Annotated in this window: 12 protein-coding genes and 1 pseudogene; 11 read left to right on the forward strand and 2 right to left on the reverse strand. The window is 44.5% G+C overall.

Annotated elements, in window-relative coordinates:
• Positions 1–258: 258 nt before the first annotated feature.
• The gene (locus QNH15_RS07790) at positions 259–1,521 is read left to right on the forward strand and encodes an Nramp family divalent metal transporter (protein ID WP_283893845.1); all 1,263 of its coding nucleotides are present in this window, start codon (positions 259–261) and stop codon (positions 1,519–1,521) included.
• 264 nt (positions 1,522–1,785) lie between these two features.
• Here the strand turns inward: QNH15_RS07790 and QNH15_RS07795 are convergent, their stop codons facing one another.
• Positions 1,786–2,709 carry an ArsR/SmtB family transcription factor gene (locus QNH15_RS07795; protein ID WP_283893846.1) on the reverse strand — a complete coding sequence of 308 codons (924 nt, stop codon included), beginning with the start codon at positions 2,707–2,709 and terminating at the stop codon, positions 1,786–1,788.
• A gap of 361 nt (positions 2,710–3,070) precedes the next feature.
• On the opposite strand from QNH15_RS07795, the gene QNH15_RS07800 reads away from it, so the two are divergent.
• The 6 genes from QNH15_RS07800 (at position 3,071) to QNH15_RS07825 (ending at position 10,366) form a co-directional block, all read left to right on the forward strand.
• Entirely contained in the window at positions 3,071–4,339 is a 1,269-nt protein-coding gene (locus QNH15_RS07800) for an extracellular solute-binding protein (RefSeq protein ID WP_283893847.1), read from the forward strand.
• Positions 4,340–4,506: 167 nt separating this feature from the next.
• Complete coding sequence (locus QNH15_RS07805; protein WP_283895473.1) at positions 4,507–5,352, forward strand: carbohydrate ABC transporter permease; 846 nt, start codon at positions 4,507–4,509, stop codon at positions 5,350–5,352.
• A gap of 13 nt (positions 5,353–5,365) precedes the next feature.
• Positions 5,366–6,202, forward strand: coding sequence for a carbohydrate ABC transporter permease (locus QNH15_RS07810; protein ID WP_283893849.1), 837 nt, complete (start codon positions 5,366–5,368; stop codon positions 6,200–6,202).
• 12 nt (positions 6,203–6,214) lie between these two features.
• Complete coding sequence (locus QNH15_RS07815) at positions 6,215–6,631, forward strand: hypothetical protein (protein WP_283893851.1); 417 nt, start codon at positions 6,215–6,217, stop codon at positions 6,629–6,631.
• Positions 6,632–6,652: 21 nt separating this feature from the next.
• A complete protein-coding gene (locus QNH15_RS07820; RefSeq protein WP_283893853.1) occupies positions 6,653–8,422 on the forward strand; it encodes a glycoside hydrolase family 2 protein in 1,770 nt (589 codons plus the stop codon).
• Between the two features lie 150 nt (positions 8,423–8,572).
• On the forward strand, positions 8,573–10,366 hold the full coding sequence (locus QNH15_RS07825; protein ID WP_283893855.1) for an IS1182 family transposase: 1,794 nt from the start codon (positions 8,573–8,575) through the stop codon (positions 10,364–10,366).
• Here the strand turns inward: QNH15_RS07825 and QNH15_RS07830 are convergent.
• Entirely contained in the window at positions 10,353–10,976 is a 624-nt protein-coding gene (locus QNH15_RS07830; RefSeq protein ID WP_283893857.1) for a LysE family translocator, read from the reverse strand. The two genes, QNH15_RS07825 and QNH15_RS07830, sit on opposite strands and share 14 nt — an antisense overlap.
• A 172-nt stretch (positions 10,977–11,148) precedes the next feature.
• Here QNH15_RS07830 and QNH15_RS07835 point away from each other — a divergent pair, with 172 nt between their 5' ends.
• The 4 genes and pseudogenes from QNH15_RS07835 (at position 11,149) to QNH15_RS07850 (ending at position 15,727) form a co-directional block, all read left to right on the forward strand.
• Positions 11,149–13,833, forward strand: coding sequence for an SH3 domain-containing protein (locus QNH15_RS07835; RefSeq protein ID WP_283893859.1), 2,685 nt, complete (start codon positions 11,149–11,151; stop codon positions 13,831–13,833).
• A 111-nt stretch (positions 13,834–13,944) separates the two neighbouring features.
• Positions 13,945–14,343: a YybH family protein gene (locus QNH15_RS07840; RefSeq protein WP_283893861.1), complete on the forward strand. Its 399-nt coding sequence runs from the start codon at positions 13,945–13,947 to the stop codon at positions 14,341–14,343.
• Complete coding sequence (locus QNH15_RS07845; protein WP_283893863.1) at positions 14,340–14,915, forward strand: GNAT family N-acetyltransferase; 576 nt, start codon at positions 14,340–14,342, stop codon at positions 14,913–14,915. The genes QNH15_RS07840 and QNH15_RS07845 overlap by 4 nt, the downstream gene beginning before the upstream one ends.
• A 210-nt stretch (positions 14,916–15,125) precedes the next feature.
• A pseudogene (locus QNH15_RS07850) lies at positions 15,126–15,727 on the forward strand (GNAT family N-acetyltransferase).
• Positions 15,728–15,735 lie beyond the last annotated feature (8 nt).

The raw sequence follows: 15,735 nt of genomic DNA on the forward strand, positions 1-15,735 counted from the left end.
TTTTAAATATTTAATCAATTTATATACACACTGGAGTTTTTCGTATATAATCAATGGAAATTGCGTTTGTTAATATAAATCGCCATTTTATATAACAAACGGTTAAACACAAGTGCTTTTTTTATCCTTTGTTATGTTTAACTGGGGATAAGATTACTTATAGGAGGTGGATACAACTAATTAACACTGCTTACAAATTTTAACCCCTCACACCCAGACTCCGCAGAAGCTAGTCACTAGTGAAAAGGAGGAAGATCAATGAGGAATGAATTACATATGGAAATGGCTCCAGCTAAGCCGGTATCACTCAAAAAGAAAATAGGTATGGTTGGTCCAGGGCTGATCACTGCTGCTACTGGTGTAGGAGCAGGTGATTTAGTGGCTGCCTTGGTTGCAGGGGCAGCGTTTGGCATGACCTTTGTATGGGCTATCGTTTTGGGAGCCGTTTTTAAGTATTTTATTAATGAAAGTATGGGCCGCTTCCAGTTGGCGACAGGCAAAACCATTCTGGAGGGATGGCATTCTTTAGGGCGTTGGATCACTGGCTATTTTGGAATATATTCTGTTATTTTTGCAGTTGTCTATGGCGCGGCAATTGCTTCTTCCTGTGCGTTGGCAATGACCGCCATGTTTCCGGTTCTTCCCTTATGGGCTTGGGCTATTATCCACTCTATTGTAGGATATGTGCTTGTTTTGTTTGGAAGGTACTCTTTTTTTGAACGGATCATGACGGTCCTGGTGGGGATTATGTTTGTTACGGTTGTTGGAACCGCAGTAATGACAGCTCCTAACTTGCTGCATATCGCTTCTGGAATTGTGCCCCAAGTCCCTGAAGGTTCACTGTTTAATGTACTGGGTCTTATCGGGGGAGTGGGCGGTACGATATCAATGGTCTCTTACGGCTATTGGTTGAAAGAGAAAGGGTGGAGCGGAAAATCCTGGATCCCGTCAATGAGAATAGATTCCAAAGTGGCCTATACAGTAACGACAATCTTCTCTTTATCGGTTCTTATCATTGGGGCTCAATTTCTATATGGCACTGAGATTAAACTGAGTGGAGAACAAGGGCTGATTCAACTTTCAAATCTGCTGGGTGAAGACATGGGTACAGGCGTACGCTGGTTATTTTTAATCGGTTTCTGGTCCGCTTCCTTTACTTCATTGCTGGGACCATGGAACGGCCTGCCTTATTTGTTTGCTGATTTTGTACGAACGGTGAAAAAAGATAAAAAGTCAACGGTCTCGCTGCAAAAAACCAAATCCTATCAATTTTATCTGTTCTTGTTGACCTTTCCATCGATGCTTCTTCTTTTTATTGGGGAACCGGTAGCTCTCATTATTGGATACGGTGTACTTGGAGCAACATTTATGCCGTTTTTGGTTATTTCCTTGTTTGTTTTGCTCAACTCCAAGCGCGTAGAGAAAGATTACCGAAACAATTGGGTGAGCAATACAGTGTTCATATTATGCATAGGGTTATTTTTATTTCTTGCTTATAATCAGTTATCGGATATGTTTTAGACATGTAAAAAATGAAGGAACTGTCCTGAAAGTCAAAAATTGACCTTCAGGAAGCTCCTTTTTGCGTAAAAAGCTTCCTGGAAAGTTGATTGTAGTGGAAGGCGCGAGACTCCTGTGGGACTAGCGTGACAGGTGAGACTCCCGCAGGCGCGTGCGGCAAGAGGCTCACCGCACGCCCCACGGAAAGCGAGCGGCCTGAAACGAAAATCAACGGCTTCCAGACTTTTTGGACAGCCCCTTGTTTTTATTTTTCTGATATAACATTTAAGAATACAAAATCCTCATTAGAATATCCTGCGGGTAATCGCCGAGCATGTTTCCGAACAGGTTGATTCCGCCAATATTCGCAGCGTCTGATTTGATGCCTACCCTGAAGTTCAAGTGCTTCTGTTTATCAACCAGAACGTCCTTTAACGTCATATCGGATACCCGCACTTCGTCCAGGAAGCTTCCTTCCCAGTTGATTTTCCACGTCTTCAAAAGTCCGTATTGGGTGTGCCCGTCGGTTGGGAACCAGATCGGATTCAGGATTCCTTTTCTTTCCCCAAAATCCCCAGGACATGTCCAGGTACAGATTTCCTTGTTGTTTACCCAGATGGTGATATCAGAAGGCCACTCATGATTGTATTGGGGAGCTTCCGAACAGAGCTCCATGGAAAATTGCACGGATTGGATGTTCGCCTTTGGCGGCAGCTGCAACGGAAACCGGTAGTCTACGTATCCTTTTCGAAACCAGACCAGCTGGGCGTTCACCCGCTCGGGATGGTAAAAAAGCTCTGGCTCATCAAAAGGATCGAGCACCCCGTTTTTTGTAATGATGCCGCAGGTGGGCGAGATGTCCGAATCGGTATAATGGCCGATGGGCATCTCCAGTTCATAGACATTTTCCTTAATCTCGTAATTGAAATTCATCCTGAGATCCATGTGAATATCATCAAATACCCTTGAACATACTTTCATGGTTCCCCTCGTTGCCGGAAGCACTTCTGTGTAGATGATCCCCGCTTTTTCCAAAACCCGAACGTTTAGGGCAATGGTGGAGACCGCCAGATTGAGCTCTTCGGCGATTTCATTTACGTTCATTTTCTTTTGATTTAATAATTTTAAAATATCAATTCTGACTTTGGATGAAAGCGCATGAGCGACCTTGATCAGTGTATCAGATTCATCAATGGTTAGTTCCAGCAATGTAATGCAACCCCTATCTGTTTGGTTATGAGCACGTTCACTTATGGGTCAATCATAAAATATAAATACGATTGTACAAAGACAATTTTAGAGTTTGAACTATAATTTACCAACTAAAAAAGATATTGACTTATCAAAAAGAAAGGTTTATCTTAACAATTAATACAGATATTATGTTTCAAACAAGATATTTGTATCAATTAAATGCAAAATAACAAACAGGATCTGCAGCCAAGACTTACACCATAAATTATCGGAATATTAGGAAAAGGAGGACGAGGTTACAGAGTAAATGAGATGCTGTTTTTTTAGTATGCCAGTAATGTAAGCGCTTTAATTAAAAAGATAAGGGGAGATCAATATGAATAAGAAAGTAAGAGTGATCGTCAGCGGTTTCGTTTTACTTGTATTACTGCTTTCCTTAGGAGCGTGCAGTTCCAAGTCTTCATCAGGCTCAGCCGGAGGGAAGAACGAGATTGTTTTCTGGAATCCGTTCACAGGGCCTGACGGAAAAAACATGAAGGCAATGGTCGATGCCTATAACAAAACCAATCCCAAGTATAAAGTGAAAAACATCTCACTGGCAGAAGGCGATATGTATGCCAAAATCCCAACGGTGGTTAACTCCAAAAGAAACATTCCTGATTTGAACATTGTTCATGCGGAGCGGATCAAGCAATTCGTGGACAAGGACATGCTCGTCCCGATGGATGATTATCTTTCCAAATATCCGGACATTAAAGCGGAAAATTATATTAAAGCAGGCTGGGATATCGGCAGCCTGGATCATAAACGATACAGTGTTCCGTTGGATGTACATAGCTTTGTCATGTACTACAACAAAGATCTGGTGAAAAAATATGCCCCGAACGCTCTGGATGACAACATCGTAACCTACGATGAGATCAAGGCAGCGGGTGCGAAAGCGAAAAAGGACAAAATTATTGCCATGCCGGTCACCTGGATGAAGCCAACCTTCCTTTCGGTGTACAGCCAAATGGGCGGCAGTATCACGAGCGATGGCACACAGCCGACTTTGGACACAGACAAAGCAGCCGACACACTCAAGCTATACAATGACATGGTCAAATCAGGCATTACCAATAAAGACGGCCAGGATGCCGGGCAGACCTTCAAGTCTGGAAAAGCCATTTTTTATCCGGAAGGCATCTGGATGCAAAATGACGTGAAATCTGCCAAGAATCTCAATTGGGGAATGACCAACTTTCCGCAGCTGAGTGATGACAAAAACAAGATGGTGAACTGGAGCTCTTCCCACCAGTTTGTACTTCTGAAGAATCCGGAACGTGACAAAAAGAAAACAGAAGGCGTTATGAAGTTCATTGACTGGGTGAAGGACAATTCGCTTCCATGGGCGGAAGCGGGACAAAACCCTGCAGCACTGGCAACACTTGATAACCCGGATTATCAAAAAATGCCGCAGTCGTTCCTGGTGAAGGATGCGACAGAGCAGAAGTCGCTCAAGATCTTTGACTACAAATACAATGGCTATGTCTCTGAACAGCTGGACAAGATCGGCAATGATACGGTCTTCGGAAAGCTCGATATTCATAAAGCATTGAAGAGTGCTCAAAAAACAGTAGAAGACAAGATTGCCCAGGACAAGTAACCAGCCGGATCTCTGTGAGGGGGCGATAGAGGGAGTACCTCTTTTGCCCCCTACTAAACGAGAACAGGAGAGAAAATATGGATGTAAAACTCACAGAAAACAAGAGAGTCGACGTACTGTCACCAGTCAGCCTGAAGCCGCGCCGAAAGGGATTCAACGTGATGCCAATGGTTTTCGTTGGGCCGCACCTGTTGCTGTTTGCATTATTCTTTCTGATTCCGATCTTTTTTGGCGTGTATATATCGTTTACGAATTGGGACTTGATCAACACCCCGGAGTTTGTCGGACTGGATAACTATAAGGAGATCCTTTTTAACAAGGAATCCACCTTTTACACCCAACTGCATACGGGGCTAGGGAACACGTTCAAGTTTGTGATCTTTACGGTCCCGGCGTGTATCATCATTCCTTTGCTGCTGGCAGCGGCGCTTCATGTGAAGCCGAAAGGAAGCAAGTTGTTCCAGGCGATTTTTTACCTGCCTGTCTTGTTCTCAATCTCGGCAGTGATGATCATTTGGTCCATGATGTTTAATGTATCGTTTGGTCCGATCAATCATTATTTTTCCTCTGCCCCCAACTGGCTGGGCACACAGCCGTATGCGTGGATCGCGCTCGTGGTCGTAACCGTCTGGTGGGGAATCGGAGGAAACATGATCATCTATCAGGCGGCTTTAAACGGGGTGTCCAAAGATTATTATGAAGCAGCTTCCCTCGATGGAGCAGGCAGGATCCAAAAGTTTTTTCACATCACCTTACCAAGCATTAAGAATCAGCTCCTGTTCACCGTGGTTATCACCACGATTGCGCAGTTTAACATTTACGGACAGGCGCTCATGCTGACCAAGGGCGGACCTTCCAGCTCAACAACGGTACTCCTCATGTACATCCAGCAGAATGCGTTTGGCTCCGGCCAATCCATTGCCGGAATCGGTTCGGCGATGGCTGTCATTCTCGGGCTCTGTATCATGGTGGTCTCGATTATTCAATTCTTCTTATTGAGAGAAAAGAAGTAGGAGGCGGAACAGCTTGAAAAAATTAAACATCTCCACCCTTATTTCCTTCATATTTTTGCTGTGTATGACATTAATCTGGATCTTTCCTTTGGCCTGGGCCTTTTTTTCATCCTTTAAAGACGAGATCGATATCCAAACGTATGGCTTCAGTATGCTTCCCGTTCACTGGGTGATTACCAACTATCAGGACCTTCTTTTTGATAATTCAAGTACGCCCGTCGCCAAGTGGTTCATGAATTCGATGATCATATCGGTGACACAGACGGTCCTCGTTCTGGTGGTGGTTTCCATGGCTGCCTATGGATATACCCGGCTGCGATTTAAAGGAAGGGACTGGCTGTTTTCCTTGCTGCTGGCATCCATGATGTTTCCGGCAGTCGTGAACCTGATCCCGCTCTATAAAATCATTGATACCCTCGGATGGGTGAACACGTATTGGGCGGCTATTGTGCCGGGAGCAGCAGCCGTCTTTAACGTTTTTCTCGTTCGTCAATTCATGATCGGCATCCCCTTGGAGCTGGATGAATCCGCCCGGATCGACGGCGCGAATGATTTTCAGATCTACACAAAGGTGACCCTGCCACTCATCAAACCGGTTCTGACGGTTGTGGCGCTGTTCACCTTTACAAGTTCCTGGAACGACTTTTTGTGGCCGTCCATCGTGTTCAACGATATTGACCGGATGCCGATCACACCGGGCTTGCAGCTTCTGCAGGGAATGTATGTCACCGATATCGGGCATGCCATGTCAGCCGCACTCATCGCCATCGTGCCGACCTTTATTCTGTATCTCTTTACACAGCGCTATTTCCTGCAGTCCATGTCACTAACATCTGGCGTAAAAGGATAGGAGGAATCCGTTTTGAACCGAAAACTGGAACGGAAGCTCGTCGTCATTGGGTCCAGTTGGCAGATTCTATCGGGTCTGCTTACCATTTTTGCTTATGGATCGTATATCAAATCAAAAGGCAGCAACATTCATGACACAAGCTTTGCGCAAATGAAAGCCATGCAATCCTTATTCGGAAGTTTATATAGCTTTACTGTCACTTTTGGCATGCTTTTCGTGATCCTGGGCATCGTCAATCTGTATCTTGTCCGGTCCCTGAAGGATGACAAAGTGGAGGTTAAACGCTCGATCTGGTTTCTCGTGCTGGGTGTCGCGTCCTACTTTTTGATGGATTTTATCGGCGCCGTTCTTTTTCTCTCCGCGGGAATATTGGCACTCGCCAAAAACAAAACCATTTCGAGGCTGAACATTTCCTCCAAAACCTACTAATCAATCAAGGAGCTGTTATCAATGGAAGCAACTGTACGAAAGGAATATCCTCGTCCTCAATTTCAACGAAATGATTGGCTGAATCTGAATGGAGAATGGAACTTTCAATTCGACCATCAGAATGCGGGTGAAAAAGAAGCATGGTACAAGAAAACCGATCTTAACCAGAAAATCATCGTGCCTTTTACATATGAAACGAAGGCAAGCGGCATCCATGAGGAAACATTTTGCCCTTATGTCTGGTACCAAAAATCGGTTGACGTACCCAAGGAATTTGCCGGCCAGCGCGTCCTCCTTCATTTTCAGAGCGCGGACTATGTGACAAAGGTGTGGGTGAACGGTATTTTTGCCGGCGAGCATAAAGGGGGGTATACAGCCTTTTCTTTTGACATCACGAACTATATTAATGAAGAAAAAGAAAATAATCTGGTGGTGAAAATAGAGGACAGCCTGAGTGAACATCAGCCGAGAGGGAAGCAGAGGTGGATCGATAAAAATTTCGGCTGCTGGTATGTACAGACCACAGGGATCTGGCAAACGGTCTGGCTTGAATTTTTGCATGAAACCCATATTCAATCCGTGAAAACCACACCGGATGTGGATAACGAATCAGTGGAATTCGAGTATAAGCTGGTTCATGCCGGCCAGCAGCAACATCTAATCTTGAAAACAGCGATTACGTTTGATGGGAAGTCTGTTAAAGATTTCAGTTTGCAGGTTGACCGAAAGCACGCCAGTATGAAAGTGAGCCTCGCCAGTGAAATCCATGAATGGAAAGTGATGCAGTGGAGCCCAGAGCATCCGCACCTGTATGATGTGGAATTCACTCTCTTTGACGGAGATCGGGAGCTCGACAGGGTGCAGTCCTATTTCGGCATGCGAAAGATATCCATTCAAAATGGGAACATTCTATTGAATAATGTCCCGATCTATCAAAAGCTGCTTCTGGATCAGGGGTACTGGGAAGAATCCCATTTAACTCCGCCGTCAGAGGAAGCGATCATCCTGGATATCGAAAAAACGCTTGAGATGGGGTTCAATGGTGTAAGGAAACACATGAAAGTGGAAGACCAGCGCTTTCTTTACTGGGCGGACAAAAAAGGGTTGCTCGTTTGGTCAGAAATGGCGGCAACCTACGCGTTCTCTGACGATGCAGTTCAACAATTTACAGAAGAATGGCTTGAAGTTGTACGGCAGCAGTACAATCATCCGAGCATCATTACGTGGACTCCGTTCAATGAATCGTGGGGTGTTAAGAACATTTTTACCAATGAGAAACAGCAAAAGTTTACTGAAGGTATCTACCACCTTACGAAAGCGATCGACAGCATGCGGCCGGTTATCGTGAATGATGGATGGGAGCATACGGTATCTGACATCATCACGCTTCATGACTATGTGGAGTACGGAGACGAGTTCCTTAACCGGTATCGGGATAAGGAAAAAGTGGTGGGCAATGAGATCGCCTTTAATAAATCCAAGCATGCCATGGCCGAGGGGTACGAATATAAAGGACAGCCGATCATCATCAGTGAATATGGCGGTATTGCATTCACTTCTGAAGAAGGCTGGGGTTATGGGGACCAGGTGAAGAGCGAGAAGGAGTTCCTCGACCGCTATGCATCTATAACTGAAGCCATCATGAGCCTGGATTATATATGCGGATTCTGTTACACCCAGATCACGGATGTCCAGCAGGAAGTGAACGGGCTGCTGACAGAAGACCGAAAGCCGAAAGTGGATTTATCCAAAATTAACGAGATTAATAGAAACAAACCCGTTTTGGTTTGAAAAAATGGGGCTGTCCAGAAAGTCAGTGTAAACTGACTTTCTGGCAGCCTTTTTTTTAAATACTATAAAAAGTACACAAAAAAATCGTCCTCTTTAGTAAAATGAAAGTTACCACACCAACATCTTCACGAAAAGAAAGGACGATTTTTTATGCGCAATCTTACGATTACTACTGAAAATTATACCACGCAAACGAGCCTTCCTCTAGGGGGAATCCAAGAAAGTTCTTCTACTAAACGAAAATTAGCTCCCACCTTCAAACCGTACGATAACCAACAAGTTCAAATGATCTTTGATCTGCAGGAATGGATTCCAGCCCACCATGTGGCACGTGTAATTGATGAGATGGTGGAGGGCATTCCTGATGACCGGCTATTTTCTTATTACTCCGGCGGTGGACGGAGCTCATATCACCCAAAAATGATGGTGAAAGTCCTCCTCTATGGGTATTCACAGAAGGTCTATTCGTGTCGCGGAATTGAAAAGCTGCTTCAGGAAAATCTTCCGGCCATGTGGCTCGCAGCCATGCAGAAGCCCGATTTCCGAACGTTGAACGACTTTCGCGGCCAACGGATGAAAGCCTTGATGGATGAACTGTTTGAAACCATGATCAGGCAACTCATCCAGGACGAGTATATTACGATGGATCACTACTTTTTGGATGGTACAAAGATCGAAGCCGATGCCAATAAGTATTCTTTCGTGTGGAAAAAATCCACCGTGAAACATGAAGCGAAGTTGAAAGAGAAAATTCAAGAAACGCTGCACCACATCAACCGCCTCACTGAATTAGAAGCGTTGCCAGAAGGGGATGAAACCAGCGATGAGCTCTCCCTTCCATTAGAAGAAGCCGCAACGATTCTCGATGAAGAAGTCACGTCCCTGACGGATGCGATCGAGAAGGAAACGAATACCGAAAAACGCAAAGAGATGCGTAAGAAGCGCAGTATCTACAAAAAACCCTTGAAGCTTATTCGTCACGATTTCTTGCCTCGTTTAGCCAAATATAAGGAACAGAACGAACGGTTTGGAGACCGGAACAGTTACTCCAAAACCGATACCGACGCCACCTTTATGCGCATGAAAGAAGACCACATGAAGAACGGCCAGTTGAAACCCGGCTACAATGTACAGATGGCGACCGAGAACCAATTTGTTTTGTTTTATTCCCTTCATCAACGCCCGACAGATACGCGGTGTTTCATTCCTCATTTAGAGAAACTGGCCGCGTCTTCTTTACCGATGCCGAAAACCGTGATTGCGGATGCCGGTTATGGCAGCGAAGAGAACTATTTGTTTGCGGTCGGAGAAGAAACAGAACCGCGATTTGATTTTCTGATTCCCTATGGAAGCTATTTGAAGGAACAAACCCGAAGCTATAAAAACGAGATCAAAAACGCAAAGAACTGGGTATATGAGGAACTCGATGATTGGTTTATCTGTCCCAATGGCAGAAGGGTACCGTTTAAGAAATATCTGAAGAAAAAGAACCGATCCGGTCTGGAACAAAGTTTCAAGATTTATGAATGCGAAGATTGTACGGATTGCCCGTTTAAAACCAAGTGCACCAAAGCGAAAGGGAACCGCCAGGTGCATTGGAACACGATCTATGAAGAAATGAAGGCCAAAGCAAAAGCAGCCCTTGAATGTGAGGAAAAAGCCGCGATCTATGCCCGACGTAAAGTCGAAGTGGAAAGCGTCTTTGGCCACATCAAGGGCAATCGGTCGTTCCGCAGGTGGTCGTTGCGGGGACTGGACAAGGTACATGTAGAGTTTGGAATCGTGGCATTGGCCCACAACCTCCTGAAAGTAGCAGGCATTCGCCTGACTACTTTCAGGAAAAAAGAACAACCAAAAAAAGCAGGACGGAAAAACTTATCGTTTTTCCGTCCTGCTTTCATTTTAGGGACTTATTGGACAGCCTCATTTCTTATCTCTGGCTAAACGCAATTTTAAGACCAATCACTGTAAATAAACTTCCTTGAATGAGGTTAATCTTGCTTGATACCCTCGGATTTTTACGTATAAAGCTTCCGGTTTTTTCAGCAAAGATGCTAATAAGCGTAAAAAGCAGCAGAGCCTGAAGCAGAAAAAGAATCCCGTAAGTGAGCATTTGCAGTGACACATGTCCGCTGTGATAATTGACAAACTGCGGCAGGAAGGCAAGGAAGAACAAAGAAACTTTAGGGTTTAACAGGTTCATAATGATGCCTCGTTTGTACAGTGCTGAGTAATTCAGTGTATCTGCACCGGTGAGGTTAAACGGACTGTCTTTTTCCCGAAACGACTTATAGGCCAGGAACAAGAGATACGCAGCCCCCGCATATTTGATGATCGAGAAAACAACCGCTGATTGGTAGATGACGGCGGATAAACCAGCCGTAACGGCACTAATATGTACGATGAGACCGGTGCAAAGCCCCAGTGCCGTGCTGATGCCTGCCTTTTTGCCCTTAGCTATGCTTTGTGCTAAAACAAACAGATTATCAGGTCCAGGCATAATGGTCAGAACGATGGCTGCAGCTAAAAACGAGAGTATGGATACAACTTCCATTGGATGACCCTCCAGAATAAATTTTCACTAGTTTACCATACAAAAAGATAATTTTTATGGTAAATTATTCACTATTTTTCTAGTTTTTTCATTAAACTCTGCCAAAAGTTACCGATATGAAGGGGAGAATCAGATTTTTTGATTCAAGACTACATAGGCAGAGGAGAATGAAATGAAGAAATTAGTCATCCCAGGTTTTTGTTTCGCCGTGCTTTCTACCACAGCCTTATATCAGGCAATCGAGGCGGATCCCGCATCGGCCCAAGAACTTAAGAAGAAGGTCGTGAATGTCCAGTCAGGTTCAAGCCTGAACGTTCGCAAAAGTGCCAACACCAGCTCTCCCATCATTGGAAAGCTTGTTAAAGGAGTAAAGGTAACCGTTTATTCAGAATCAAAAGGATGGTCCAAGCTAAAGGTAGGGAGCAGATATGGCTATGTCAGCTCCAAGTATTTGATCACCTCGGCCACCACCGCCACGAAAGTCAGTACCACCACCAAGTACGTAAAGGTAAGCAAGGGTTCTTTGAATTTACGTAAGAGCGCATCCACAGGTGCGTCTGTCATAGCTAAATTGGCAAAAGGGACACAGGTGACGGTATATTCCGAAACAGGTGGTTGGGCCAAGGTTAACGCAAACGGCAAGAATGGCTATGTAAGCTCAAAGTATCTATCATCTTCCAAACCATCGAACACGGTTTCGAGGGGTTCAACAAGCAAACCTGCAGCAGTTTCCTCATCTAAAACAACAACCAAATATGTGAAAGTCAGCGGAGCTTTAAACTTACGAAAAGCAGCCACGACCAATTCGGCAGTCATCAAAACGCTGAAAAACGGAGTAACAGTCACTGTTTATTCCGAGTCCAAAGGGTGGGCAAAGGTAAAAGCTTCCGGCAGCACCGGATATGTGAGTACAAAATATCTCACTGCAACAAAGCCTGGCAGTTCGTCAAAGCCAAAACCTGCCCCAACTCCAGCACCTGAACCGAAAACAACCACAAAGTATGTAAAGGTAAGCGGTGCATTGAATTTAAGAAAAGGTGCGACTACCAAATCTTCTGTAATCAAAACACTTAATGATGGAGAAAAAGTGACCGTTTATTCGGAGTCCAACGGATGGGCAAAAGTAAAAGTTTCCGGCAGCACCGGCTATGTGATCACAAAATACCTCACTGCAACAAAGCCTGGTAGTTCGTCAAAGCCAAAACCTGCCCCAACTCCAGCACCTGAACCGAAAACAACCACAAAGTATGTAAAGGTAAGCGGTGCATTGAATTTAAGAAAAGGTGCGACTACCAAATCTTCTGTCATCAAAACACTCAATGATGGAGAAAAAGTGACCGTTTATTCGGAGTCCAACGGATGGGCAAAAGTAAAAGTTTCCGGCAGCACCGGCTATGTGATCACAAAATACCTCACTGCAACCAAGCCTGGCAGTACGTCAAAGCCAAAACCTGCCCCAACTCAAACACCTGAACCGAAAACAACCACAAAGTATGTAAAGGTAAGTGGTGCCCTGAATTTACGTAAAGACGCGACGACAAAATCATCCGTCATCAAAACGCTAAAAGACGGGGAAGAAGTCACTGTTTATTCCGAATCCAACGGATGGGCCAAGGTAAAAGCGGGCAGCAGCACGGGTTATGTGAGCACAAAATACCTCACCACGACTAAGCCAGGCACTGCCAAACCGTCACCAGCTCCAAAGCCTTCTGAACCTGAAACGGTCGTTCGGTTTGTCGATGTAGATGCTTCTTCAAGTCTCAACGTGAGATCAGGTCCAGGGACAACGTTTGCAGTCGTTACAAAGCTGGCAAGGGATACAGCGGTTACGCTCCTTTCCCAATCTGGCAGCTGGTCCAAAATCTCTGCCAATGGCAAGACGGGTTACGTCAGTACCTCTTACCTGAAGCAAAAGCTAGGTTCCCCTGATGGCATAGCGGTTTTTGAAACGGGGCAAAAGTATAATCTCACTCTCGACGAGATGGTCAAACTTCAGATGGGTGCTTCTCCACAAACCGACCAAAAATACAAAAGCTATATCCGTGAAGACGCTATTCGAATGAAAAGCTCGATTTATGGCACGGTCCTTGGAGATTGGAACATTCGCGGTGGAGCTGGCACGAACTACTGGAAAATCACAACAGTGAGAAGGGGAGAACAGCTGAAGGTCCTTTCCCAGGTGAAAGGTTCGGACGGCCATATTTGGTATCAGGTGGAAATCAAGGATACTTGGGTGAATGCCAGTCCTGAGGATGTAAAGTATTATCTGGATCCGAACAACTTTAAGGACGATCCTGTAAAATCCTATCAATTTGTGAAACTGTCTCAAACCGCCAACTTGAACGCGGCAGAAGTCAACCAGCGCATTCTTTCCGGTAAAGGAATTTTGGAGGGCAAGGCTTCTTCTTTTATCAAGGCAGGCAATCTATACGGCGTGAATGACATCTACTTGATTTCACATGCATTGCTTGAAACAGGTAATGGCCGGTCAGAGCTGGCCACAGGAGTCCAATATAATGGAAGAACCGTGTACAACATGTACGGAATCGGGGCCAATGATGGCAACGCAGTGCAAAATGGTGCAGCCTACGCATACAATGCCGGCTGGTTTACCCCGGAAGATGCGATTGTCGGCGGAGCGCGCTTTATAGCCATGGGCTACATCAACAAAAAGCAGGATACCATTTATAAGATGCGCTGGAATCCATCGGCAGCAGAAGCACTGGGTTATCCATCCCATCAATACGCCACAGATATTGGCTGGGCATCCAAACAGGTAAGACAGATTTATAACCTGTACAGTCTGTTGAACAATTACAGCATCAATCTGGAAATCCCGGTTTATAAAATAAAATAGTAAGCAAGTGTTGAGGCGTATCGCAAAAGCGGCGTCTCTTTTTTTATATAGATTTTCTTTCCTTCTAAGGATTATAATGGATGGAACTATGGAGAGTCAGGAGGAAAGAAAATGGAGCATGAATTAAAAGAAATCATCAGGAAGTGTGATCTCGCCATCAAACAGGAGGATTTCGATTTCCTCATGAACTACTATACGGAGGATGCGGTTCTAGTAGTTAAACCGGGAATGGTGGCAAACGGGAAGGCTGAAATCAAAAAAGCATTCATCGCCATCGCCGCTTATTTTAAAAACAGCATTGAACCCAAACAGGGAGAGATGATGATCTTGGAAGCGGGAGACACCGCGCTCGTTCTTTCCCAAACACTTCTCGCCTCGAATAAAGAAGAAACTACCTATTCCATGGAGCGAAAAGCGACCTATGTGTTCCGAAAAAATACAGAGGGTGAATGGCTGTGTGCGATTGATAACTCGTATGGGACTGAGTTGATCGGAATAGATAAAATATGAAGATCGATCCAAAGGAATGTTCAGTACGTGATATAAAGTACATCATCCGATCCGCCGAGGAACACGATGCAAAAAGCCTATCAGAGGCGCGTGTACAAATCGATGGCGAAACCGAGAACATGGACCGGGAACAAGGGGAAGGGTACATTGATGAGGCGGGTTTCCTTTCGATCATAAAGAAGGATACTGAAGCCCTCAATCATTTGTTTTTGGTGGCAGATGTGGATGGAAGAATTGCTGGATTCGCCAGATGTGAAGGGAGCCCTTTACGGCGGCTTTCGCATAAAGTTGAGTTCGGTGTTTGTGTGTTGAAAGAGTTTTGGGGATACGGGATCGGTAAGATGTGCCTGCAGGAAACGATCAACTGGGCTGATGCACAGGACATTAAAAAAATATCGCTCACCGTTTTGGAAACGAACGATAAAGCCATAGCGCTTTATAGAAAGTTAGGGTTTGAAACTGAAGGGGTCTTGAAATACGATAAACGCTTATCCGACGGAAACTATTATAATACGATTCTGATGGGGAGAGTCGCGGATGAACCACCGTATGGATCTGAAGAACTTGGATAAATGGGGGAAACTTCAATGAACTCGAAATTTGATTATTTTTATAAAACTGCTCTTATCATTTTATTACTTATTATCGCAATAAACTCATTTACTATATCAAGAGAATTGCATGACATTGGGAGAAAGTTATTCGATCTTACGGATGTGTTATCCGTATTAAGTGAGAAACAATAAAGTTATGAAAATCCATCAAAAAAGGGGGGCTCAAAATTGAATATTACATTGGATGAACTGGCAGGGGAGCATGTTCGGATTATACCTATGGAAAAAAGCCATATACATGGCTTATATGAGGCCAGTGGCCATAAACAGATTTGGACCCATTTACCCAGGGAGATTCAAACATTAGAGGAAATGGAGTCCTTTGTGGAAGAAGCCTTAGCAAATAAAGAACGTGGAACCGAATTTCCGTTTGTTATTACACTTCGCAAGAATGATAGAATGTTGGTTCCACACGGTTTCTTGGAATCTCTGCAATACATAAAGGGCTAGAGATTGGTTGGACTTGGTTAACTCCCTCGGTATGGAGAACACCAGTTAACACAGAATGTAAGTATTTATTATTAAAATACTGTTTTGAAACGCTAAACGTCATACGTGTTCAATTTAAAACCGATGACCAAAATCTTCGCTCGCAAAAAGCCATCGAACGAATAGGTGGGGTAAAGGAAGGGATTTTAAGGAATCAAATGATACGGAAAGACGGGACGATTCGTCATTCGGTATTTTTCAGCGTAATAGAAAGTGAGTGGGCATTGGTAAAATCTAGACTAGAATCGTATTTACAGCGTAATCAAAAATCAATTACATAGGCAACTTA

The organism is Fictibacillus enclensis (assembly GCF_030123385.1).
GTDB lineage: Bacteria > Bacillota > Bacilli > Bacillales > Fictibacillaceae > Fictibacillus_C > Fictibacillus_C enclensis.

Excerpts from the sequence above, each read along its gene's own strand:
- QNH15_RS07790 (WP_283893845.1), top strand. The coding sequence starts at position 259 with ATGAGGAATGAATTACATATGGAAATGGCTCCAGCTAAGCCGGTATCA.
- QNH15_RS07800 (WP_283893847.1), top strand. The coding sequence starts at position 3,071 with ATGAATAAGAAAGTAAGAGTGATCGTCAGCGGTTTCGTTTTACTTGTA.
- QNH15_RS07805 (WP_283895473.1), top strand. The coding sequence starts at position 4,507 with ATGGTTTTCGTTGGGCCGCACCTGTTGCTGTTTGCATTATTCTTTCTG.
- QNH15_RS07820 (WP_283893853.1), top strand. The coding sequence starts at position 6,653 with ATGGAAGCAACTGTACGAAAGGAATATCCTCGTCCTCAATTTCAACGA.
- QNH15_RS07825 (WP_283893855.1), top strand. The coding sequence starts at position 8,573 with ATGCGCAATCTTACGATTACTACTGAAAATTATACCACGCAAACGAGC.
- QNH15_RS07830 (WP_283893857.1), bottom strand. The coding sequence starts at position 10,976 with ATGGAAGTTGTATCCATACTCTCGTTTTTAGCTGCAGCCATCGTTCTG.
- QNH15_RS07835 (WP_283893859.1), top strand. The coding sequence starts at position 11,149 with ATGAAGAAATTAGTCATCCCAGGTTTTTGTTTCGCCGTGCTTTCTACC.
- QNH15_RS07840 (WP_283893861.1), top strand. The coding sequence starts at position 13,945 with ATGGAGCATGAATTAAAAGAAATCATCAGGAAGTGTGATCTCGCCATC.
- QNH15_RS07845 (WP_283893863.1), top strand. The coding sequence starts at position 14,340 with ATGAAGATCGATCCAAAGGAATGTTCAGTACGTGATATAAAGTACATC.